This window comes from Bradyrhizobium sp. Leo170 (assembly GCF_004296405.1).
GTDB lineage: Bacteria > Pseudomonadota > Alphaproteobacteria > Rhizobiales > Xanthobacteraceae > Bradyrhizobium.
Map to the genome: position 1 here is coordinate 69,286 of NZ_PSRR01000004.1, position 19,913 is coordinate 89,198.

The following is a 19,913-nucleotide window of genomic DNA, read 5'->3' on the forward strand; positions in this document are numbered from 1 at the left end:
TGCCCAAGCGATTGCCCTAGTGGACGAAGCGCATGCCCTGAGCTACGCCTTGATCCGGGTGTTGGCATCATCGCCGCGCGAGGAGCTTTCGCGGGAAGACATAGATGCGCTGTGCCAGTTGGCCTATGAGGCGCTGAACAAGATCACCCAGGCGCAGGAGTTGTTCCAGGAGATGGACAAAGACTAGATACCTGATCGAGGTGGTACCGCGCTGCTGTCCCTACCAAATACTACATCCGGCCATATCCGTGATGAAACGCGCCAAGGATCGGCCGAGCGACGGACTGGACCGAGCCGTTGGATGGACGATAGCCCCGCGGATCCTTGTCCAACGATGCGTCCGGAGTTGGTTGTACAACATGACGACGGAACGTCCTCGCGATCGTGAACGACGCGCGAGCCCCGTGTGGATCGAGGCGCAGCCGGCAAAGGCGCCCTGTGAAAGACCTTATCGTCGTACGTCTCCGTCGCATTTACGGCCCAGCGGGCGTATTTCACACGGGCTTGGACTCACTCAAGGGTTCCTTATCGGCCCGTCGCGCAAACCGCCGCGACCTGCGTGCGGTTCATCAGGCCGAACTTGCGCAGGATCTGCCGCACGTGAACTTTGACCGTGCCTTCCCTCATCCCGAGCCGGCGCGCAATGGCCTTGTTCGACTCGCCACGGCTCAGGAGTTCCAGGACAGCGTTCTGCCTCGCTGTTAGGTTGCGATTTCTCGGACCTGGGTCTGCCAAATCTTCTTCCCCGCCGTTGCCATCTCTTATGCCTCAAGAGAGGGCGGGGTTGCTATCGACCGCCGGATGCCGCTGCGCCGCACAACTCCGTTTTGGCCGCATCGCCGACGGAAAATATGATCCGCCGTTGAGTATGAGCGAGAAGGCCTGTAGCGCTAGTTCCTCGTCTGTTCCGGCATTAACGATTCCTTGCGCACCAACATTCAACGCTGAGATGATCTCCTCGCGACTTTCCCTTTCCGAAAAAATCACGAGAGGCACGTCGGGAGCGAGCGCCCTGAGGACCTTGATCCTTTGCATATTATCGCTGTCTGCAATCGAACCGCTGCCAGCATTATAAACCAGCATTTCACAATTCGCGTCCGCATCAATCAACCGTTCTGCTTGGTCCGGAGTATGTACAGTCAGCCGAAACTTACTGCGGGCGGCCGAATGATCCAAACGGCCAAGAATGCTGGTAAGGCCTAGACTTCGCAGCGGGAGAGTGTCGACAATTAAAATGCCAAGTTCGGCGCTCGGAACTGTCATCTTGCCCTCCATGAAGCCCTAAGGGCTTGGGCGTAAGCTTGATGCTCCAGCTTCTGTGTTTTTGTCGTGAGGCGCGCACGGGGCCCCCCTAAAGTTGAACACAAGATACCTCACATCTATGGCAAATTCAACAAGTCACTATTAACTTGATCAAGGCCTAACACTCGTGGCGTACACCCTTGATCATCCGTCAGAGGAATCGCCGCCAGTGACGCTTTCGAAATCCAGTCCAGCCAGCTTGCCTCCAGTTTGCGCTCAGGCTCGTCACAGTATCCTCGATTTGACCAGCCGCCGCGATGAGCTCCTCGCCGCCTGAGGTCAAAACACCGGTCGGCATCCGTTCGAATAACCGCAGGCCAAGCCCGGTCTCAAAAGCGCCGACGCGTCTCAGCACCGTCGTATGATTCACACCGATATTGCGGGCTGCGCCTGCGAGTAATCCTGCATTGGCAACGGCGAGGATGTCCCACTCGATTCCGGCCATATGGAGCCTGTGCAAGGATGAAGGGTACCTGAAAAACGCGGGACGAATATCCGTAAGGCGGAGGCTGGTGCGCCCCTGATCCCTCGTCAACGGCGTCTGAGACGGCGCGGTTGCGATTGGGCCGATTGTCCGCGACATCAAACCCACTCGCGAATCTCTGCCGGATCAGGCTGCGTTATCTCGTCGAGGATCGGCATGGGCATTTCGGTGGCTGGGCCTGGCGCGGCGAACGCTAGTCAGAACCGATAGCGGAATGCCGAACTGCACTCTGGGGAAGCTCCCTTCGAGGGCGTGATCGCGGCCTGGTGGGAGGGCCGCTACAGGTCACCTCCGCGGCCGAAGTCTCTCCGCGAGATCATGAAGTAAAATGAAAGCAATGAGCGCGACTGACCACTGGTAAGTCGTGCGACATGCGGATCTTTCTTTACAGGCGTCTTTGGTTGCTCAAATATCTTTCTGCGGTGGGTCAGGGTATCCACCCTGGAGCCCCCTCCACATCTGTCACAGATAGGAAGGCTTCTATGATCCTACTCAGGATAGTCTTCGCAGTAACCGCTATCTTGCTAAGCGGGGATGCATTTGCGGAGCCAGGGATGTGGATCGGGACAGCCCCATTTTGCTCTGGATCGCCAGCAGACTGCACTGATCTGGGAATGACATACGTGAAGAGTGATCCAAAAGGGGACGGTGGCGAATGCTGGACTGGAACGAAAGTGTATTGTTCAGGTTATCCCGCCCCTGAAATTGCACTCATGGGTTATGATGCTTGTGACGGTTTTCAATGTCATCGAACGATGTGCGGTATCAATCCCAGTCCGGGTCCAAGGGTAATCGTAAGTGAGTCTTGGTACTTCTGTCCTGTCTGCGGCAGTGCAAATTTTAGAAGGATCATGAGATTGAACAAAGTTCCTAACGCACAAATGGCGCGTGCTTGTCCGTGGCGATATTTCTAGGTTCGTGATCATCGGGCAGTGCGTAGGCGCAGTCAGCGCACATGATCGCCCGCTTGTCGCCGATGCAGGTCCGATCCTTGCTGCCGTTGTGCTTGCAAATCGCGGCATTTGAATAGGTAGTCACCTGGCGTGCGGAAGATTGATGCGGAGCGGCATCGCTCGAATTTCCGCCGACGTTCAGCCCCCGCATCGACCGGGTGATCGAATAGGCTGGCTACTTCCGGTATTGGCCCGACTCGTCCGCTTTCTCGCCGCTGCTAAGGACATAGCAGACATCAAGCGCCGTCTGGATCCGATCCGTGCGGACCCGATTTACGTAAGCCGCCGCAGGGTGGCTTTTTCTTGGGAGTGCATAGATGGCACCACTTCGCGCACTGAAAACAAGGCGCCATGACGGGGAAGGAAAGGCTCGGTCATTTTGGTGAGCGAGTCAGATGCGAGCTGGTCCGTCAGTCACCGCTCCACTCGGGCAACGAGCGGTGGGGGCGCATCCTTCGTTGGCCATGCCAGGAAAAACAAGCCTATCCAGCAGGTAAGATTTAAGAGGACAAAGAGGCTGAGGAGAGAACGGCGGCTCATTTGCGATCCCAAATTCCGAGGTAGCCTTTGGTCTCGAGTGGACCAGCACAGCGATCAGGACGCTCCGTAGCGTTCAGTCAATTTTCCTGGGCGAATAGATGCCAGGCGCGCTCCCGATGCAGGGCCCGGTGCGCTCGGGGACGTGCGAGGCGAGAAGCTCGGCGGCTCGGCTGAGGTGCCCGAGGTCATCACCGTTCCACCTGCCGGTGCGCTCGATCTCGACCCGCGAGGTGATTTTCTGTCGCGCCAGTATGCTGACGGCTTTCAGCAGAGCCTCGCCCATGTCCGCCGCGTTGACGACGCCGACGAGTTCGCGCTTGCTCTCGGTGGTGTCTTGTAGGTGAATAGGTCGTTCGCTGTCCTTACCTTCGCCAACGTTTGCGGCGCGCAATGGACTTCCGCAAGGTATGCCCAGCATGGGAAGTCTCTCGGGAGGCAAAAGCTGCTTCCAAGATGCGGTCACCGCTTCCGGTTGGTCGGGGGATGCATCACAGGAGCTTGCAGAGGAACTGCGCCAACGGTGCGTATCGGGGCAGGGTGCCCCCGTCGCTAGAGGAGTTTCTGGCGCCACGGAGGACAACCAGTGCAGATCCAGTTGTCGCCAGGATCACAGACCGCCTGTAGCGCAGCACAACGCTGTCCTCGCGCGGTGAGGCGGCGCGGGGATCATCTCGGCCCTTCACTCCATTACCTGGCGCAAGTTTTCTCAGCCGCCAGCGCCGCTTGCGCTTCTCCCTGCGTCGGGTGAGCCGTACCGATGACCTTCATGTTGTCACCAGGGGCAGGCTGGGCGTTGACAACTTTACATTTCATCGTCGCGGTATCTTGCGTCAGGTAGAACGACGCACCGGATGGCGGCGCTTGACCAGTAGTTCTGTCCTGCTGTGCGAATGAAGGGGCCGCGAATGCGAGAATAGCGAATGTCGCTAAGAGAACTTTGGTCATGGTGTCGACCTCCTAGCATTGGACACCGAGCAAATAGAGCCAGCCAACAAAGGTTCCACTTATAGCCCGCTTTTCTGGAAGCTGCCGGCCTCACAATCGTGGAGGACGAAAATGCGGTGTACACCACTGCCCATGGCCCGACGAGAAACAGGCGAAGTTGCTCCGAGGGAGGATCGCCGCCGAGCTTGCGAGGGACCATGGCACGCGGCCATTCGATCGGGCGCTCATCGAGGTCATGGCGCTGGACTCAAGGCAATGCCGTGTCGCTACGGGTCCGAGAGCAGAAGTGGCGCTTTCATCCTATTCCTTAAGTTCGCATAAGACGATCTCTAACGGTGATCGCGATCGCTGCCGACGCCTCGTCGGGAATGGCAAAGCATGAGCTCACGTTGATTTCGCAGAGGACGTAGGTATCGGCACCGGAGTTGTCGCGCGGGCCATAGAGGAAATCCGCGTCCCAGATGACCGGAAGTGACGGACCATCGATCCCGAGCGTTTCGATCATCTGTGGTGTCCATTCGTCCTCCATCAATCGTCGCAGCGCCTGGAACGGCGAGGCATCGGGCCCGTGCATGATCCGTGGCCCGGGTTGCGCTTCCGGCGCGTCCGGGCCTTCCGGCGGCGGCGGTATCAAGGCCTTGATCAATTGATGTCCAAACCCGGCGACTTTAGAGCCGCTCATATAGCAGCGGATCATCCCTTCCGGCAGGCGCGGCTGGAACGGTTGATCGATGATGCAGCCTCCCCACCCGAAATATGGCTCGCAGCGAACGATGAAGGCCTCCAGCGGTATGTCCTCCAGCAGGCTACCGCGCTGGGCGTGCAGCACCCGCACTGCGGCGTCGGTATCTGGCAGGGACTCGACCTTCCAAACGCCTTGACCTGCATTACCCCGGTTTTGTTTGAGCACGCGTGGGCCGTTAGCCCGCAGGCGCAACGGGAATTCAGCGCGGAAAGCAGCGGCGCTGTCGTAACGATGTGTGTCTCCGCCCCAACCGAGGTGGCGCGTTCGGTAGAGCACCTCCTTGACTCCCATCTTCAGGATGACATCGGGATGTGCGCTCACCCAGGGGCCTCTTGCCGCAACCTCCCGCAGCAATTGGTCGAGCGCCGCGCGCGTCTTCCCTTCATGAATGGGATTGACCCAGACAAGAACCCCATCGACCGCAAGCAATTGGTCGCGAACCGCATCAGCGAAGATTTCGTCGTAGATGACGGGGCGGGCCTCGACGCCAACTGAGGCTAGGGCCTCGAAGACGCGGACAAAGCGGCTGTTCTGCGGCGTTGCGTCCCGACGTGCGGCAGCATCTCCGCGCGAGAGGATGGCGACAGTGTGATGTAGAGAGGTGTTTCGTTCGGTGTTCATGCGCAAGCTCCACGACGAATCGCGTGTCGCGCAGAGCTTGGACCGAAAAGTCTGACGGGGAGCCTGCATTTCCCCGTATCGTGAGCTTAGTCCTGCCGTAAGCACCCGGCAAGTTTCAAATCCTGGAGCTAATACTTCGGCCGGTGTGAATTGACCCACTCGCGCGCGTGTTCGATGGGAGTGCGGGGCGGTAGAATTGCCTTTAGCTTCTTTGTCGCAGGCAAATTCTCCATCCGCTCCCGCCAGCGACAGAAGGATGGGTATTTCGGGTACATTGCCTTGCCTTCTTCCGTCAAACTGAAGGCAAAGGTGCTCGGAAGCAGGAAGAAGTCCGCGACCGTGAGTTCCGAGCCGAGCAAATAATTCTGGCCGTGCTCAAGTTCACGCTCTACCACGCCAAGGGCAAGCTCGACCTTGGGCAGCGCATGTGCCACGACCCTTTCGTCGGATCCGATGCCAAGCTCCGGAAAGACCAGCCGTTCATGCGTCACGTGATAGATCATGTAAGGGTAATAGTAAGAGTTCACCGCACCAATCCATTGGTTCATGCGCGCCCGCAGGCGAGCGTCGTGCGGCGTCAGCTTTGGCCCTTCGAAGGCTTCATCGACATAAGAGGCGATCGCGCTGGTCTCGTAGACCGTAAAGTTGCCATGCCGAAGGATCGGGACCCGGTTGAACGGATGCAGCGCCAGGTGCTCGTGCTGTCCCATCACAGGTTCGAGGTCATGAAAGCCGTAAGGCACGTCCTTGTGCGTCAGAACCAGACGCACGATGTTGACGTAGGTGCTTCGCGGGAAGCCATAGACAATCGGTTCAGCCATTTGCTCCTCCCCTTCCTCGTTTATGGCGGGCGCATTTGTCATCGCCAAAATGGCTTGGCGGCCTCGTCCAGCGCTTCTTCGCGCGTCAAGCCGATGTCGGCGAGCAGATGCTTGTCGTCGGCCAGATCGCGGAGTGCCATGCGCAGCCTGCGCCGCGCGGCCCAAGCACGAAGCCCACGCTGCGGAGCGTCGATCCTTCGCACCGAATTTTCCTGGTGAAGTTGCGTGCGCGGAATCGCCGACCGGATCAATCGAAACGGCGATGTATCATTGATCAAGGTTGACATCGACAAGCTCCAAATCTCATGAAATGCTACACTGGAGCTTTCCAATAGAGTGAGCGGGCCGTTATCCGCAAAGCATCGTTTCTCTGGCCCGCCCTAGTTTTTCTCATGAAGTCCTTGCGATGCGCCCACGCCTACCACCCCTGAATGCGCTGAAGGCTTTCGAAGCCGCGGCGCGGCATGAGAGCTTTACCCGCGCGGCCGAGGAGCTTTGCGTCACGCAGGGCGCCGTGAGCCATCAGGTCAAGGCGCTGGAGGCTGAGCTTGCAATCAAGCTGTTCAATCGCGAGCGCCAGCGCTTGATCATCACCGAGGCAGGAAAGGACTACCTGACTATCGTTCGCGATGCGCTGGACCGCATTGCGGTTGGCACAGAGCGCCTTCTGCAACGCCAGAACGCCGGCGTCCTTACCGTCAGCACCTCGCCGGACTTCGCGGCCAAATGGCTCGTTCACCGGCTGGGCCATTTTGCCGAAGCTCATTCTGGGATCGACCTTCGCGTTTCCGCAACGCTTCATCACGTCGACTTCGCGCGAGAGGAAGTCGATCTTGCGGTGCGCCATGGCGAGGGCAATTGGCCGGGGCTCGAAACGGTCAAGCTGAGCGCCGAGCAGCTCTTTGCCGTTTGCAGTCCAAAGCTTCTCTCGGGGCGGCGACGGCTCAGCAAGCCAGCCGATATCCTCAACTATCCGCTAATCCATATGGACAGCCGAACCGATTGGTCCAGGTGGCTGCAGGCGGCGGGCGTCGACGACACGAATATCATCCACGGCCCCGTGCTCAATCGGGCCAGCATGGTGATTGACGCGGCGATCAACGGGCAGGGTGTCGCGCTTGCCCGCACGACATTGGCGGCGTGGGACCTGATCAACGGACGGCTGGTGCGGCCGTTTCCGGAAGCGTTGCGACTGTCGAAGACCTACTGGATCATTTGTCCGAGGGCGACGGCAGCCCAGCCGAAGATCGTCACATTCCGCGATTGGCTCTTGGCAGAGGCTTCCAGGGATCTGCGGCAGCTCAAGAAGCTGGGCTGGTCCGTGAACCCGCTCAAGGAGAGCGGGGACTGATCCGCGCTCACCCAACGATTGAAGATTAAGCAACGGTCAGTATCCCTTCCTTGATCGCCGTCGCGAATAGGAATGGCGGCGTTAAACCGTCGCTCGTTGCGGCCGTTCGCTCCCCGCGCTATTTTATTGATCGGGGACGTCGCAGCCTCCCCGTAAAGTGGTGACCCCATGCAAGCGCTGCTCGCTTTTCTACGGAGCGAGCACATGGATGGGTCAAATTTCGAACTTCCGCTATTTCTGCTTGCCACCTTTGCGGGTGCATTTGTTGCTGGGCTCTCGGGCTTTGCCTTTGGGCTCGTGGCGGCTTCGCTATGGCTTTACATCCTCACTCCGTTGCAAAGCGCGACATTGATCGTCGGCTTCGGTCTTCTGGTGCAAGGCTACTCAGTCTGGAAGCTGCGCGGCGCGCTCGATTGGGGCAAACTGCTGCCGTTCATCGTCGGCGCCGCTCTCGGGGTTCCGACTGGCGTGTTTCTCTTGACCTGGTCAGATCCCCGAACTGTCCGCATCGCGGTCGGCGCGTTCCTCGTTGCGTACAGTCTCTATGCACTTCTCCGTCCCAGCCTAAAGCCGATTTCCATCGGAGGGAACGCGGCCGACGCTGCGCTTGGCTTCCTCAACGGCATGCTCGGCGGCTTGACCGGCTTAGCGGGCATACTGGTGACGATCTGGTGCGGCCTGCGCGGCTGGCCGAAGGACGTTCAACGCACGATCTTCCAGCCCGTCGCCGTTACCACCTTCCTCATGTCTGCGCTCTGGCTTGGAGGAAAGGGAACGGTGACCAGCGAGACCGTTAAACTCTTCGTGATGGGTTTGCCGTGCTTGCTAATCGGAACATGGCTTGGGCTGAGACTGTTTGACTACATTGACGAAGCGATGTTCCGAAAGCTGGTACTCGCTTTGTTGCTGATTTCGGGAGTCTTGCTGGTTATCTGACAGCCGATTGACAGGAGCGACGGCAATCGGTTTATTCGATCTATGGGGGCGTGCGATCCCCCCACGAGGCGACATGCCCAAGAATCGCGTCCGTACTTCACCAAGGACGCCGCATGTCTGTCATCAACTTCTCTTCTCGGATTCGACTTTTCGCCCGCGATCCCGATTCTCGCGCAAACTCGTCACGCATCTGGATGGGGCGCCTGCTCGGCACAAGCCGCGGCACGCTCCGGGCTCTCGCGATCTCAGGCGCGATACTTGCTCCGGCGCATGTCGCGTCGCGCCCTCTTGATGTACCGGCGACCACTTCGGTTCGTGACGCGACCCAGCCGGTCCTCACCACTCAGATCGACGATCTCGCCCCCGCGCTGGCGACGCGGACAAGGCCGCAAGAGACGTTGCGAGGAGTCGTCGCGGAGGTAGACCAACGCCACGACCGGATCGCCGTGCGCCTGACACCGCGCGCGACTGCGGACCTCAAGGTACAGGACGGTCTGCTCTTCGATTCCGTTCGCTACGGCGACGAGGTCGAACTCGCTGTCGAGACCATCGACGGGGAGAAAACCATCGCCGGGCTCAGGAAGGAATAAGGCGGTGGCGTGTATTGCGAGCATGCCTTGCCGGATGCGTCGCTGGTGCGCGTTCGGCGTAAAGACCATCCTGGGGAGGATCTGATCATGCACGACGTTGCTGGCGATCGATCGGTTGGCAGGATGGAATATTGGAGACGCCTATCGCTGTCACTCCTTCTGGCAGTGCCGATCGGTGCGGTGACGCATGGCGTTGCGGCGGATACAGATGCTGGGAGGAGCAAGGCAGAGGCCTGTACACCATGTCACGGCGACAAGGGCGTCTCCGCCGCAGAGAACACGCCATCATTGGCGTCGCAGCCCGATCAGTTCCTGCAATGGCAACTGGTCTTCTTTCGCAGCGGTGCGCGCAAGAGCGAGGTCATGGGTCCGATTGCTGAACAACTCAGCAACGACGATGTTCGCGACCTCGGCGCATATTTCGCTTCGCTCAAGGCTGCCGATCCGACGACGGCAAAAGGGGCGGACGATCAGCCTGATTTGACAGACGCCGGCAAAAAGGCGGCGGCAGTCGGACATTGCGCTTCCTGTCACGGCGATAACTATGCCGGCAGCAAAGCCGTTGCCCGTATCGCGGGGCAACGCGAGGATTACCTTTTGAAGGCGCTCCACGACTACAAGGCCGGCGTTCGATCCGGCGGCGGCGTCGCCGCGATGGCCGAGGTTGCCTACCCACTAAGCGACCAGGATATCGCGGCGCTGGCGCACTACCTCGCGCGGCTATGACAGGACCACGTATTTCACTTCGCGCAAGAAAATGCGTTCGATTTGGGGGCATTCGTCTCGACGAAAAGGAGAAGCGCAATGACTCGGAAATTTATCTGGGCGGCCGCCGGCCTGATGTTGGCGGGCATCGCCGGTATTGCAATGGTGACGGCGGAACCGAGGCAAGGTCCTGCGTTCATTGCGGGTGATCAGCCGGTGACCGAAGACCAGATGCGTCAGAAGTTGCAGTCTGATGGCTGGTCGAACGTGCAAATTGTCCGCGACGGGCGATACTTAGAAGCTGTCGGTTCGAAGCAGGGCCAAATCAGCAAGATTGTCGTAGACGCGCAAAACGGGCGATTGCGCGTAATCGATGACGACGATGATGACTGAGCGGCACCGCGCTTCGATCAGTCGATAAGCCTCACGCGACGCGCGGCGACGACGGAAGTCGCCGCGCGGTCAGCGTGATCAATGCATTAACGGCACCAAGGTCGAGGGCTGGCTCGACGGCAAGTTCTACCTTGAGGACACGTTGGCGCAGCCAGTGTCAGGGCGCATCGACCTTTGGTCAAAGGGGCCCGACCGCCACAGGTACTTCGGCGACCACACCGTCACGGCAGCCGATTGAAGGCGGCGCCCTTGCTAAGCTACCGCGGATCGGAATGGGAGAGGGGCAGGTTCGCTGTCGTTCCAAGCGTTCCGTCGTCCATCACGCTGCGGAGACTGGGCTCGTTCCGCATTGACAAGTTCGCGCTCTCAGCCTTATTTGCGGGCATGGGGAAAGCGATCTCCCCACGAGGCGACATGCCCAAGAATCGCGTCCGGGTTTCACCAAGGGCGCATCATGTCTGCCGTTATCCAGATCTTATCATACAAGCTTTCTGATCTGACGCTGCCTTTGGCTGCCGGCATTTTCATCGCCTGGCTGATTGCCGGGCCATGTGTCAGGAGGCTGCCATGACCTACACGATGAAACCCCTTTCCTGCGATCCGAGCCGCGTGCGCGGCATGTCGGAGCGGATGATCATCAGCCACTACGAGAACAACTATGGCGGCGCGGTAAAGCGCCTCAACCTGATCGATGAGAAGCTTGCTGATCTCGACTACGCGACCGCGCCGGGTTTCCTGCTCAACGGATTGAAGCGTGAGCAGCTCATCGCAAGCAATTCGATGATCCTGCATGAAGTATTCTTCGATGGCCTTGGTGATGAAAGCGAGCCCGGAACAAGCCTGAAGGATGCGCTCACGCGCGATTTCGGTTCATACGAACGCTGGCGTGCCGAATTCGTCGCCATGGGCAAGGCGCTCGGTGGCGGCTCCGGCTGGGCGCTGCTGACGTGGTCGCCGCGTGACCGGAAGCTCCTCAATCAATGGGCATCCGATCACTGCCATACGCTTGCCGGGAGCACGCCGATCCTGGCGCTCGATATGTACGAGCATTCCTATCACATCGACTACGGCGCCAAGGCTGCCGACTATGTCGGCGCGTTCATATCGGCCATCAATTGGTCTGCCGTCGAACGGTCTTACGAGGGCCTCTCAAAATGACGCTGTTCGCTCCTTCCAGACACGTCGCAGGCGGAGGCCCTTCTATCCAACCATGGAGGTTCACCATTCGTCTCAGATATCTTTTGGCCGCTTCAATTCTGGCGCTGTCATCCGCGTCAGTTGCGAATGCGCAGACCACCGACTGGTACATCTTCACCGAGCCGTTCATCTCCAGTGCGCGTGCCCAGGCAATCGAGTGGCAAAAGGTCGATGAGATACTCGGCCGGAAGCCGGCCGTCTCCGGCGAGGTGCATCGTTATGGATTCCCGCGCAGCGATCTGACCGTCACTTTGGTTGGCGTGACCATCAAGCCGACGCTTGCGCTCGGTGGCTGGGTTGCGTTCATGCCGATTCACGGTGAAGCCATGGTGATGGGCGACCTCGTGCTGCTGGAAACCGAGATCAATCCGGTCATGGCGAAGCTCATCGCAGGCGGGATCGAGATCACCGCCGTTCACAATCACCTGCTCCGGGCGAGCCCTGCGACTTTCTACATGCATGTCGGCGGTCACGGCGATCCCGTGAAGATGGCTGCTGCCATCCGCGACGCGCTGGCAGTGAGCAAAACGCCGCTGGCGTCTTCGGCAGCGGCCGCGCCGCCCGCCATCGACCTCGATACCGCACAGCTCGATCAGATCATCGGCGCCAAGGGACAGAACAATGGCGGTGTCTACGCCTTCGCCGTTCCGCGGCGCGATCCGGTCAGCGAAGCTGGGATGCAACTCGCACTGGTCGGCCCGATGGGTGTGGCACAGTCCATCAACTTCCAGCCGACGGGGGGCGGCAAGGCAGCCATCACCGGCGATTTCGTGCTGACCGGCGACGAAGTCAATCCTGTGATCAAGGCGCTGAAAGCGAACGACATCGATGTAACAGCGATCCACAGCCACATGCTCGACGAGCAGCCGCGCCTGTTCTTCATGCACTTCTGGGCCAATGACGATGCGATCAAGCTGGCCAAAGGGCTGCGTGCGGCACTCGACAAGACCGCGAGCACCAAGAGTTAGGCGAGGAGGAGGCAACACACACACGAGTCGAGAGGGGGACCGCGAATGAAGCGAGTTGTCGTTGCGTTGTCAGTGCTGGCAGGCCTTCTGGTCGCCGATCGCGTGGCCGAGGCGCAATCGTCCTGCAAGGTATGCGCCGAGCAGCACAAGGCGTGCATGAAGAACTACGCGGGCCCTGCCTGCAAGACCGAGTACCAGATGTGCCTGAAGTCATGCAAATCGAAGCCGTAAGCATAGGCAATCCTCGTGCCGGAATGCGCGTCGCATGTGCAGCCGTCGGATTGCTGACCTTGTTGACGCTCTGGAGCGGCAGGGCAACGGCCGAAGATTTGAAGAAGTTGTCGGGCGCACAGATCCGCGCGCGATTTTCTGACAGGCAGCTCACCGATGAGGTGCACTGGCGCGAAGTATACCAACGTGACGGGACGTTCAGAAGTTACTCGATGAGCAAGATGGTAACAGGAAAATGGTTCGTCCGTTCAGACGATCTCTGCCTCGACCTTCCGGAGCCGGATGGTGGGTGCTTCGAGGTGACGTCGTCGGGTTCATGGATTGTCATGACCCCGAGGGGACTTGGCCTACCGTCTGTCGGCGTTCTCGAGCCCATTTCGGATCGCGAATAGCCAGTCTGAGCGGTCGAACTTGCAAGGAATGGAGCGATAAGGAGCCAGCGATGATCAAGAGAAAAGAGCGGGCGTCCAAGCAGACTCCTGTCGACAACGAATCAGCGCGAGCGTCCGACTCGTCTACCCTCGTGTTCTATGGTGATCCTCAGCTCGTCAGTGATGCGTTCGCCCTCGCGCTCAACGCCATGGAGCGCGCGAGTCAGTTTGGAGTTTCCGGCGGACCGCGCCGATCACGAGAGGGGCACAGGTGACGACGACAATGCAGACAGAACACAATAGCAAGGGTGAACTGGCACGGTATTTCCTCCGCCTTGGCTGTCTCGGCTTCGGCGGCCCGGTTGCGCTCGTCGGTCAAATGGAACGGGAGCTGGTCAACGACAAGAAGTGGCTGACCAAGGAGCAGATGCGGGAGTCGATTGCCATCTGCCAGTCGCTTCCCGGTCCACTCGCGATCCAAGTCGGCATCTCTGTCGCTTGGCTCCGCTGCGGCTTCTGGGGTGCCTGGATCGGCGGCTGGTGCTTCATCCTGCCAAACTTCATCATCGTGGCGGCGCTCGGCGCGCTCTATGTGTACCTCGGCGACTTGCAGCCCGTGACGGCCATCTTCTATGGCGTCAGCCCTGCGGTGATCGCGCTCATCCTGCACTCCTGCTATCGGCTCGCGAAGCTCGGCATGGAGGACTGGCTGCAATGGGCCATCGCCGGGGTTTGCCTTGTCGTTACCGTCGTCCTGCAGGCCGAAGTGGCACTGCTGTTCATCGGCGCCGGCATTGTCGGGATCCTCTACTACGGAAAGATCTTCAAGCGTTCCTCGACTGCGATGCAAATCGCCTTCATCCCTGCCGCCGCGCCGGCCGTGGCCCCGGTCGCGGGTGGCTCCACGCTCGGCAAGCTCTTGCTCTTCTTCCTTAAGGCTGGGTCGTTGACCTTCGGCAGCGGGCTTGTCATCGTGCCGTTCCTCGAGCAGGGGCTCGTTCAGCAATATGGCTGGCTCAACGAGAGGGAGTTCCTGGTAGCCGTGGCGATCGGTATGATCAGCCCGGGACCGGTCGTCATCACGGCGACCTTTGTCGGCTATCTGGTCGCTGGTTTCTGGGGGTCGCTTGTCTCGACTGTCGGCATTTTTCTGCCGTCATTCTTGCTGGTGCTGATCGCAGCACCACTGCTGGCGCGGCACCGCGGAAACCCGAACGTTCAGGGGTTCGTCAAGGGGGCCTACGCAGCGGCGATCGGCACGATTTTGGGCGCGTGCATTCTGCTTGGAAAGATCGCCATCGGTGATTGGCTGACGATTGCGATCGCCCTCGTCTCGCTCGCGGTTCTGTTCCGCTGGAAGGTCAGCAATCCCATGCTCATTGCGGCAACGGCGATCGTCGGCCTCGTTGCCTATCCGTGGCTGCAGCCGGCGTGGGTGATGATCAAGTGACGGGTTTCGGTACGGGGCTAGGGGCATTGAGGTCAGTGAATGGAGGAACCCATGACTCGCAGGAAATTGCTACTCACTTCTGCTGCCGGACTCGTGATCATTGGTCTGACGACATTGTCTGTTGGACCAGGGCACGCGGCCGGTGATGATGAAGACGAAGGCGTTCTGATCAGATTGTTAGGTACTGCCAAGGTTAGCTTGCAACAGGCCTTGGTGACCAGTGAACGGGAAGGCCAACCAATCTCCGGAAAATTCGAGGCTGAAGATGGCAAACTTCAGCTTTCGATCTACACCGCAAAAGACGGAAAGTTCTTCGAAGTCATCGTCGATCACATGACCGGAGAGATAGGCAAGGTCGAGCCCATCACCGAAGGGGAGGACCTCGAGCACGCCGAGGCACAAAAGGCTGCGCTGGACCGGGCAAAGGTAACGCTGGCCGCTGCCGTGGCCAAGGCAAAAGGATACGGCGCGCGGATCATTGTGGTGAGCGCTGTGCCTGAATTGAAAAACGGGCAGCCCATAGCGTCGCTTGGTTTCTTGAACGAAGAGAAGCTGGCGACCGTGACAGAACCGCTGGATTAGCCGACCCGCGGGGCGAGGACATAACTCTTGGCAGTCCAATTCGACGAGGGCGTGCGATGACGTTCCTTCGAGGGTTCTTCACTGCGTGGTTGGCGATCACCGCATGGAGTTTTGTCGCCGATGTTTCTGCCTGCCAGGCAACCGAAGCCGAGCCGCTCCAACTGGAAGGTAAGATTCCGCTCGCCGATGTTCAGGGCCGGATCGACCACATGGCGATCGATCTGGCCCGGCATCACCTGTTTGTGGCGGCGCTGGCCAGCAATGGTCTCGCGGTAGTTGATCTCGAAAGTGAGCGTCTCGACCGCATCGTCCGCGACCTTAGCGAGCCGCAGGGCGTCGGGTACGACCCGGCGACCGACACAGTCTATGTGGCAAACGCCGGCGATGGCTCGGTCAGGCTTTTCAACGGAGCCGATCTTTCGCCGCGGGGGCAGATCGAGCTGGGCACCGATGCCGACAATGTCCGCATCGACGCAAAGGCGGGACATATCTTTGTCGGCCATGGCGATGGGTTTGTGACTGCGCTCGACACCACCACCCACGCCAAGGTCGCAAGCGCGGCCTTGGGCGCGCACCCCGAAAGCTTCCAACTCGACCGGAATTCGGACCGGATCTTCGTCAATGTTCCGAACAAGAACGAGATCGACGTCATCGATCGCGGGTCTGGAAAGCAGCTTGCTTCCTGGCCGACGTCAGGCCGCAGCGCCAACTTCGCCATGGCGCTGGATCACGGCCGCCAGCAGGTTCTGGTGGCATTTCGCCGCCCGGCCGAGATCGGTGTGTTCGGAATGGTCGATGGGCAACTGAAAGCGGCCATCCCAACCTGCGGCGACATTGACGATCTGTTCGTCGACGAGAAACGGGAACGTATCTACGTCAGTTGCGGCGAAGGATATCTGGACGTGCTCGCGGCGGAGGGCGCGTCGTATCGCTCGATTGCGCTCCTCGCCACCGCGCCAGGCGCGCGGACCTCGCTGTTTGTGCCTGAACTCGATCGCCTCCTGCTTGCGGTTCCGGCAAGGGGCGGTGACGGCGCTGCGATCTGGGTCTATCGCCCGATACCTTAAGCCAAGCCGATGGAGGTGCAGCCATGCTTCCACGTGCCCCGCTGGTCCGATCTATCGTATCGTTGCTGATCCTGAGTGTCGCTTGGCCGGAGATGGCCTTCGCCTACCGGCCGTTCGACGGCACCGATGCCGCCGTGGCCGCCCCTGGAGAACTCGAAGTCGAGTTGCAGCCGGCCGGCGTCCGACGCGACGGGGCTATCCCGACGCTGGTCGCGCCATGGACGGTCCTGAATTTCGGATTGAGCGAGGGATGGGAGGCGGTGTTCGAGGGACAGGGCGAGACGCCGCTGTCGCCCTCGGGGCCGACGAACCTGATCGCAGCAGGTGCGTTCCTCAAGCATGTCGTGGTACCGGGCAGCCTGCAGGATAAGAGCGGATCGAGCATCGCGACCGAATTTGGTGTGCTGTTGCCGGACAGCACGGGGGGCAGCGGCGTTGGCGCAAGCTGGGCAACCATCGTCTCGCAGCGCTGGGACTGGGGAACGATCCACCTCAACGCGGAAACGCTGCTGACGCGGGACCATCATGCCGATGTCTTCCTCGGCACGATCATCGAGGGGCCGTCGAAATGGACGGTGCGGCCGGTCTCGGAATTTTTCTACGAAAAGGAATTCGGCCAGGAGGAAACCTTTTCCGGGCTCGTAGGCTTGATCTGGCAGGTGAGCGACAAGCTCTCTTTCGACGTCGCTTATCGCCACGCGCTGACCAATCACCATCCGGTCAACGAAGTACGCGCCGGACTGACGTTCGGCGTTCCACTGCGGTTCTTCGAGAGCGCCCACGTCAGATAACAGGAGGAGTGCAGATGATGTCAGTACGTACAATCTCCCAAGCGATCCTCTGCTGCCTAATGGTCAGCCTGGTCGCGCCGGCTCATGCCCTGACCCAGCAGGAACTCTTGGCTAAGCTTCAATCGGACGGCTACACCCAAGTCCGTGACATCAAATCCACGGCTGAAGGCATTTCGGTCAAGGCGGTGAAGGACGGCAAGGACGTATCGCTCGTTGTCGACAGCAGCGGTCAGGTCAAAGAGCGGCGCTAAGCGGGCCGACTGCTGGAGACTAGGTCAACATCGCGTCCTTAACCGTGCGACCGTCACCCTCCGGGCTGGCCGCCTACTTTTCCGATGAACCCTGCGGCCACCGTGAGCGAGTCGTCAGCGATTGCGAGTGGAAGTGCCGCAAGACGGCGGGGCGCCGGTCCGAATACGACCTGCGCACTTTCTCGGGGATTAAATTCGGAGTTGTGACAGGGACATTTTAGAACGTTTTTGTCGCTTTCCGATGCCTTTACCCACTCGGAGACGGGGCATCCGGCGTGAGTGCAAATCAGCGAATAAGCGACGACGCCATTGGCCGATCGCGATCGGGACTCTTCGTCGAGTTCGCCCGGATCAAGTCTTAGGACGACAATCTCATTGAGCCGCGATCCCTTGCGGATCACCGAGGATTTCGGGTCCTTCGGCCAAGCGTGCACGGGCGGCCCACCAAGCTCCAGATCACCCAGTTTGATGATTTCGCCGGCATGTTCCCCTTCGGAGTGAACGAGAAAGTCGCCTTTTTGCGGTCGCTCATCGCTGCCTGGCTGATCCTCCTCCGCCACGGCAGGCTTGGCAGCCAGATATGCCCCGGCGGCCAGAGCCGTCAGCAGCAGCGAGCGTCGTACCGGGTCCTGACACGCCATCGCCGCCTCCGTTGGGTTCAAAAAAGATTACCGATGAACTGCAGGATACTCACGATGAACGCTGCCGCACAAAGCGCCGTGCCTATGTCGGCATGGTAAAGAAGCACAGTACGTTCGTCGTCCGTGAGCTGGTTCAAAGCTCTCCACACGGCAGTTCTCTTTTTTCCCACAGAACTGCCGATCGGGTTCAATGTTCCGGAACGCACGCGCGGCGAAAGAGAAATACCCAGGGTCAGTGCTGGGGACTGTCTTGAGACCTGGTTACTCTTCGAGCAGACCTTTGAAGGAACTAGCCCGCAGCAAACCGGCCGACGTAATGTCGACATTTATTGGCAATTCGCAATCAGCCGACCATCTCCGATGAAGACTGAGAAATTATCGATCAAGCTCCCCATCGGGAGGCCGCGTGTTCTAAGGTGACATCTAGGGCGCGTACTCATAAATCGTCGGTGATGTCCGCTTCGCCCCGACACCGACCGCCTCTGTGCAATCGCAGCAAATGTCGCGATGGGCCAACAGCGGACGTCGCCAGTTGCATAAGCGACAAGGAGCACGCGTTGAGGCCGCGCGACAAGACGACCTCGGTGATGCGAGCGCGGTTTTCACTTCGCGGCGTCGGCACCCGCCTTTGCGACTTGGCCATCCTGAACTGACGTCCCGCCAGAGACGCCGATCGCCCCGACAATCTTGCCATCCACATTAATGGGAATGCCGCCTTCTAGTGGAGATGCCCCACGGAGTGCCAATGAACGCAAACCCATGCCGCCCTGCGCCACGAGATCCTCGAACACCTTGCTAGGGCGCCTGTAGTTAATCGCGCTGTGCGCCTTGTCCTCGGCAGCCATAAGAGAGCCGTATTGGGTATTGTCGAGCTTGTGCAGCATCACCATGTGGCCCGTGCTGTCGAGGATGACGATGGCCATCGCCCAGTTGTTCTTTACGGCCTCCGCTTCCGCGGCAGCCATCACTTTCTTGGCTGCCTCGAGCCCTAGTGGCGCTCCATAAGGCGTTATCGGAGGTGGGGATGGCGCCTGCTGAGCGCTGGCTGTTGCGGTGAGTATCACTGCAGCCACGATGGAAGCGACTAGCGTCTTGTCCTGCGTCCTCATGTTGTTGTCCTCCCGATATCTGCTGGTCGGCTAAATAGGCAGCCCCTGCACTGGGACTATTTGCGACCGCAGGATTGCGCCAATCCGTACCAGAGTCCATTGGCCGGGGCGTGCCGCCTAGCTGCTTGCCAGCAATGTCCGAGAAGAGCCACAAGCGGATTTATGCACCGCAGCTAACATCGCGGTCGTTCGACAATGGCATCAGCGACTTTGCGGGCCGCGTGCGCTCATTCGCTGAGCGCCGGTGAGGCCCATGACGTTCGACTTGCCGGAAAACTGCTGTCTCGTCCGAAATCCGGGTCAATGCTGCTTGCCGACCGCGGCTATGACGCCGACTGGATCAGGGAGCTTGCCGTGAAGAAGGGCGCGTGGGCCAACATCCCGCCGAAAAGCAACCGCAACGATCCAATCTGCTTCAGCCCTTATCTCTACTGCGCTCGCAGCCGGGTCGAACGGTTCTTCAACAGGATCAAACAATTTCGTCGCGTGGCGACGCGCTACGACAGGCTTGCCGCCAACTACCTTGCCTTCGTTCAACTCGCGTCAATCGGGCTATGGCTGCGTCTTAATGAGCCCACGTCCTAATGTCGGTTCACGCCGGCGGGCTTTTCTTGCTTTCAGAACCATATCCGCGCTCATCAAGGTAGGCGCGCAGGATCTTGCGGATCGCTTCCGTCCGCGTCAGGCTTAAGCCTTGGCTGCGCTGATCGGATATGAAGGCGTCGAGATCAACGTCTCGAACATCGAACAGCATCCCCTCCAGATGATGCACGCCGGCCTGGAGCCGTTTTGATATTTGGACCAAGCCCTCCTCACTGAGCGTTAAATCTTCGTCCTTGGCCGTCGCAAATCGAATGTATCTGGCTAGC

27 protein-coding genes are annotated in these 19,913 nt (G+C 59.7%); 16 read left to right on the forward strand and 11 right to left on the reverse strand.

What is annotated here, in order from left to right; all coding sequences use genetic code 11:
• The first annotated feature begins 19 nt into the window (after positions 1 to 19).
• On the forward strand, positions 20 to 187 hold the full coding sequence (locus tag CWO89_RS45640) for a hypothetical protein (protein WP_165420947.1): 168 nt from the start codon (positions 20 to 22) through the stop codon (positions 185 to 187).
• Positions 188 to 525: 338 nt separating this feature from the next.
• Here the strand turns inward: CWO89_RS45640 and CWO89_RS49365 are convergent, their stop codons facing one another.
• The 8 genes from CWO89_RS49365 to CWO89_RS49370 all read right to left on the reverse strand — a co-directional run bounded on the left by CWO89_RS49365 (position 526) and on the right by CWO89_RS49370 (position 6,698).
• Positions 526 to 735, reverse strand: coding sequence for a LuxR C-terminal-related transcriptional regulator (locus tag CWO89_RS49365; RefSeq protein ID WP_207234376.1), 210 nt, complete (start codon positions 733 to 735; stop codon positions 526 to 528).
• A gap of 33 nt (positions 736 to 768) precedes the next feature.
• Positions 769 to 1,263, reverse strand: coding sequence for a response regulator transcription factor (locus CWO89_RS01570; protein WP_130576918.1), 495 nt, complete (start codon positions 1,261 to 1,263; stop codon positions 769 to 771).
• Positions 1,264 to 1,453: 190 nt separating this feature from the next.
• Positions 1,454 to 1,747 (reverse strand): LysR family transcriptional regulator, encoded by a 294-nt coding sequence (locus CWO89_RS01575; protein WP_130576919.1) that lies wholly within the window; start codon positions 1,745 to 1,747, stop codon positions 1,454 to 1,456.
• Positions 1,748 to 3,352: 1,605 nt separating this feature from the next.
• Positions 3,353 to 3,670 carry a hypothetical protein gene (locus tag CWO89_RS01580; protein WP_130576920.1) on the reverse strand — a complete coding sequence of 106 codons (318 nt, stop codon included), beginning with the start codon at positions 3,668 to 3,670 and terminating at the stop codon, positions 3,353 to 3,355.
• 296 nt (positions 3,671 to 3,966) lie between these two features.
• Entirely contained in the window at positions 3,967 to 4,224 is a 258-nt protein-coding gene (locus tag CWO89_RS01585) for a hypothetical protein (RefSeq protein WP_130576921.1), read from the reverse strand.
• 307 nt (positions 4,225 to 4,531) lie between these two features.
• Positions 4,532 to 5,590, reverse strand: coding sequence for a Cj0069 family protein (locus CWO89_RS01590; protein ID WP_130576922.1), 1,059 nt, complete (start codon positions 5,588 to 5,590; stop codon positions 4,532 to 4,534).
• A gap of 128 nt (positions 5,591 to 5,718) precedes the next feature.
• Entirely contained in the window at positions 5,719 to 6,453 is a 735-nt protein-coding gene (locus CWO89_RS01595; RefSeq protein WP_245475640.1) for a glutathione S-transferase family protein, read from the reverse strand.
• Positions 6,450 to 6,698 (reverse strand): DUF1127 domain-containing protein, encoded by a 249-nt coding sequence (locus CWO89_RS49370; RefSeq protein ID WP_130576923.1) that lies wholly within the window; start codon positions 6,696 to 6,698, stop codon positions 6,450 to 6,452. Before CWO89_RS49370 ends, CWO89_RS01595 begins: the two co-directional genes overlap by 4 nt.
• A 119-nt stretch (positions 6,699 to 6,817) precedes the next feature.
• On the opposite strand from CWO89_RS49370, the gene CWO89_RS01605 reads away from it, so the two are divergent.
• From CWO89_RS01605 to CWO89_RS01670, 14 genes are all read left to right on the forward strand, one after another.
• Complete coding sequence (locus CWO89_RS01605; protein ID WP_130576924.1) at positions 6,818 to 7,762, forward strand: transcriptional regulator GcvA; 945 nt, start codon at positions 6,818 to 6,820, stop codon at positions 7,760 to 7,762.
• Between the two features lie 168 nt (positions 7,763 to 7,930).
• Positions 7,931 to 8,698, forward strand: coding sequence for a sulfite exporter TauE/SafE family protein (locus CWO89_RS01610; RefSeq protein WP_245475641.1), 768 nt, complete (start codon positions 7,931 to 7,933; stop codon positions 8,696 to 8,698).
• Between the two features lie 194 nt (positions 8,699 to 8,892).
• Entirely contained in the window at positions 8,893 to 9,288 is a 396-nt protein-coding gene (locus CWO89_RS01615) for a hypothetical protein (protein WP_130576925.1), read from the forward strand.
• 123 nt (positions 9,289 to 9,411) lie between these two features.
• Complete coding sequence (locus CWO89_RS01620; RefSeq protein WP_130576949.1) at positions 9,412 to 10,014, forward strand: c-type cytochrome; 603 nt, start codon at positions 9,412 to 9,414, stop codon at positions 10,012 to 10,014.
• Positions 10,015 to 10,092: 78 nt separating this feature from the next.
• A complete protein-coding gene (locus tag CWO89_RS01625) occupies positions 10,093 to 10,386 on the forward strand; it encodes a hypothetical protein (protein ID WP_130576926.1) in 294 nt (97 codons plus the stop codon).
• Between the two features lie 567 nt (positions 10,387 to 10,953).
• Positions 10,954 to 11,544 carry a superoxide dismutase gene (locus CWO89_RS01630; RefSeq protein ID WP_130576927.1) on the forward strand — a complete coding sequence of 197 codons (591 nt, stop codon included), beginning with the start codon at positions 10,954 to 10,956 and terminating at the stop codon, positions 11,542 to 11,544.
• Between the two features lie 149 nt (positions 11,545 to 11,693).
• A complete protein-coding gene (locus CWO89_RS01635) occupies positions 11,694 to 12,551 on the forward strand; it encodes a DUF1259 domain-containing protein (protein ID WP_245475644.1) in 858 nt (285 codons plus the stop codon).
• A 45-nt stretch (positions 12,552 to 12,596) separates the two neighbouring features.
• On the forward strand, positions 12,597 to 12,782 hold the full coding sequence (locus CWO89_RS01640) for a hypothetical protein (protein ID WP_130576929.1): 186 nt from the start codon (positions 12,597 to 12,599) through the stop codon (positions 12,780 to 12,782).
• Positions 12,764 to 13,174 (forward strand): hypothetical protein, encoded by a 411-nt coding sequence (locus CWO89_RS01645; protein ID WP_130576930.1) that lies wholly within the window; start codon positions 12,764 to 12,766, stop codon positions 13,172 to 13,174. The genes CWO89_RS01640 and CWO89_RS01645 overlap by 19 nt, the downstream gene beginning before the upstream one ends.
• A 262-nt stretch (positions 13,175 to 13,436) precedes the next feature.
• Positions 13,437 to 14,603: a chromate efflux transporter gene (gene chrA / locus CWO89_RS01650; RefSeq protein WP_130576931.1), complete on the forward strand. Its 1,167-nt coding sequence runs from the start codon at positions 13,437 to 13,439 to the stop codon at positions 14,601 to 14,603.
• Between the two features lie 51 nt (positions 14,604 to 14,654).
• Positions 14,655 to 15,185: a PepSY domain-containing protein gene (locus CWO89_RS01655; protein WP_130576932.1), complete on the forward strand. Its 531-nt coding sequence runs from the start codon at positions 14,655 to 14,657 to the stop codon at positions 15,183 to 15,185.
• Between the two features lie 56 nt (positions 15,186 to 15,241).
• Complete coding sequence (locus CWO89_RS01660; protein ID WP_130576933.1) at positions 15,242 to 16,252, forward strand: YncE family protein; 1,011 nt, start codon at positions 15,242 to 15,244, stop codon at positions 16,250 to 16,252.
• Positions 16,253 to 16,275: 23 nt separating this feature from the next.
• Positions 16,276 to 17,043, forward strand: a complete 768-nt coding sequence (locus CWO89_RS01665; RefSeq protein ID WP_130576934.1) for a hypothetical protein — start codon at positions 16,276 to 16,278, stop codon at positions 17,041 to 17,043.
• Between the two features lie 17 nt (positions 17,044 to 17,060).
• Complete coding sequence (locus CWO89_RS01670; protein WP_130576935.1) at positions 17,061 to 17,294, forward strand: PepSY domain-containing protein; 234 nt, start codon at positions 17,061 to 17,063, stop codon at positions 17,292 to 17,294.
• Positions 17,295 to 17,347: 53 nt separating this feature from the next.
• Here the strand turns inward: CWO89_RS01670 and CWO89_RS01675 are convergent, their stop codons facing one another.
• Both CWO89_RS01675 and CWO89_RS01680 read right to left on the reverse strand, forming a co-directional pair.
• Positions 17,348 to 17,935, reverse strand: a complete 588-nt coding sequence (locus CWO89_RS01675; protein WP_130576936.1) for a QcrA and Rieske domain-containing protein — start codon at positions 17,933 to 17,935, stop codon at positions 17,348 to 17,350.
• Between the two features lie 602 nt (positions 17,936 to 18,537).
• Positions 18,538 to 19,044, reverse strand: coding sequence for a GlcG/HbpS family heme-binding protein (locus CWO89_RS01680; RefSeq protein ID WP_130576937.1), 507 nt, complete (start codon positions 19,042 to 19,044; stop codon positions 18,538 to 18,540).
• Between the two features lie 195 nt (positions 19,045 to 19,239).
• Here CWO89_RS01680 and CWO89_RS01685 point away from each other — a divergent pair, with 195 nt between their 5' ends.
• Complete coding sequence (locus CWO89_RS01685; RefSeq protein WP_283813490.1) at positions 19,240 to 19,629, forward strand: IS5 family transposase; 390 nt, start codon at positions 19,240 to 19,242, stop codon at positions 19,627 to 19,629.
• Positions 19,630 to 19,636: 7 nt separating this feature from the next.
• Here the strand turns inward: CWO89_RS01685 and CWO89_RS45645 are convergent.
• The coding region (locus CWO89_RS45645) for a hypothetical protein (protein WP_165420948.1) at positions 19,637 to 19,913 on the reverse strand (277 nt) is incomplete at its 5' end.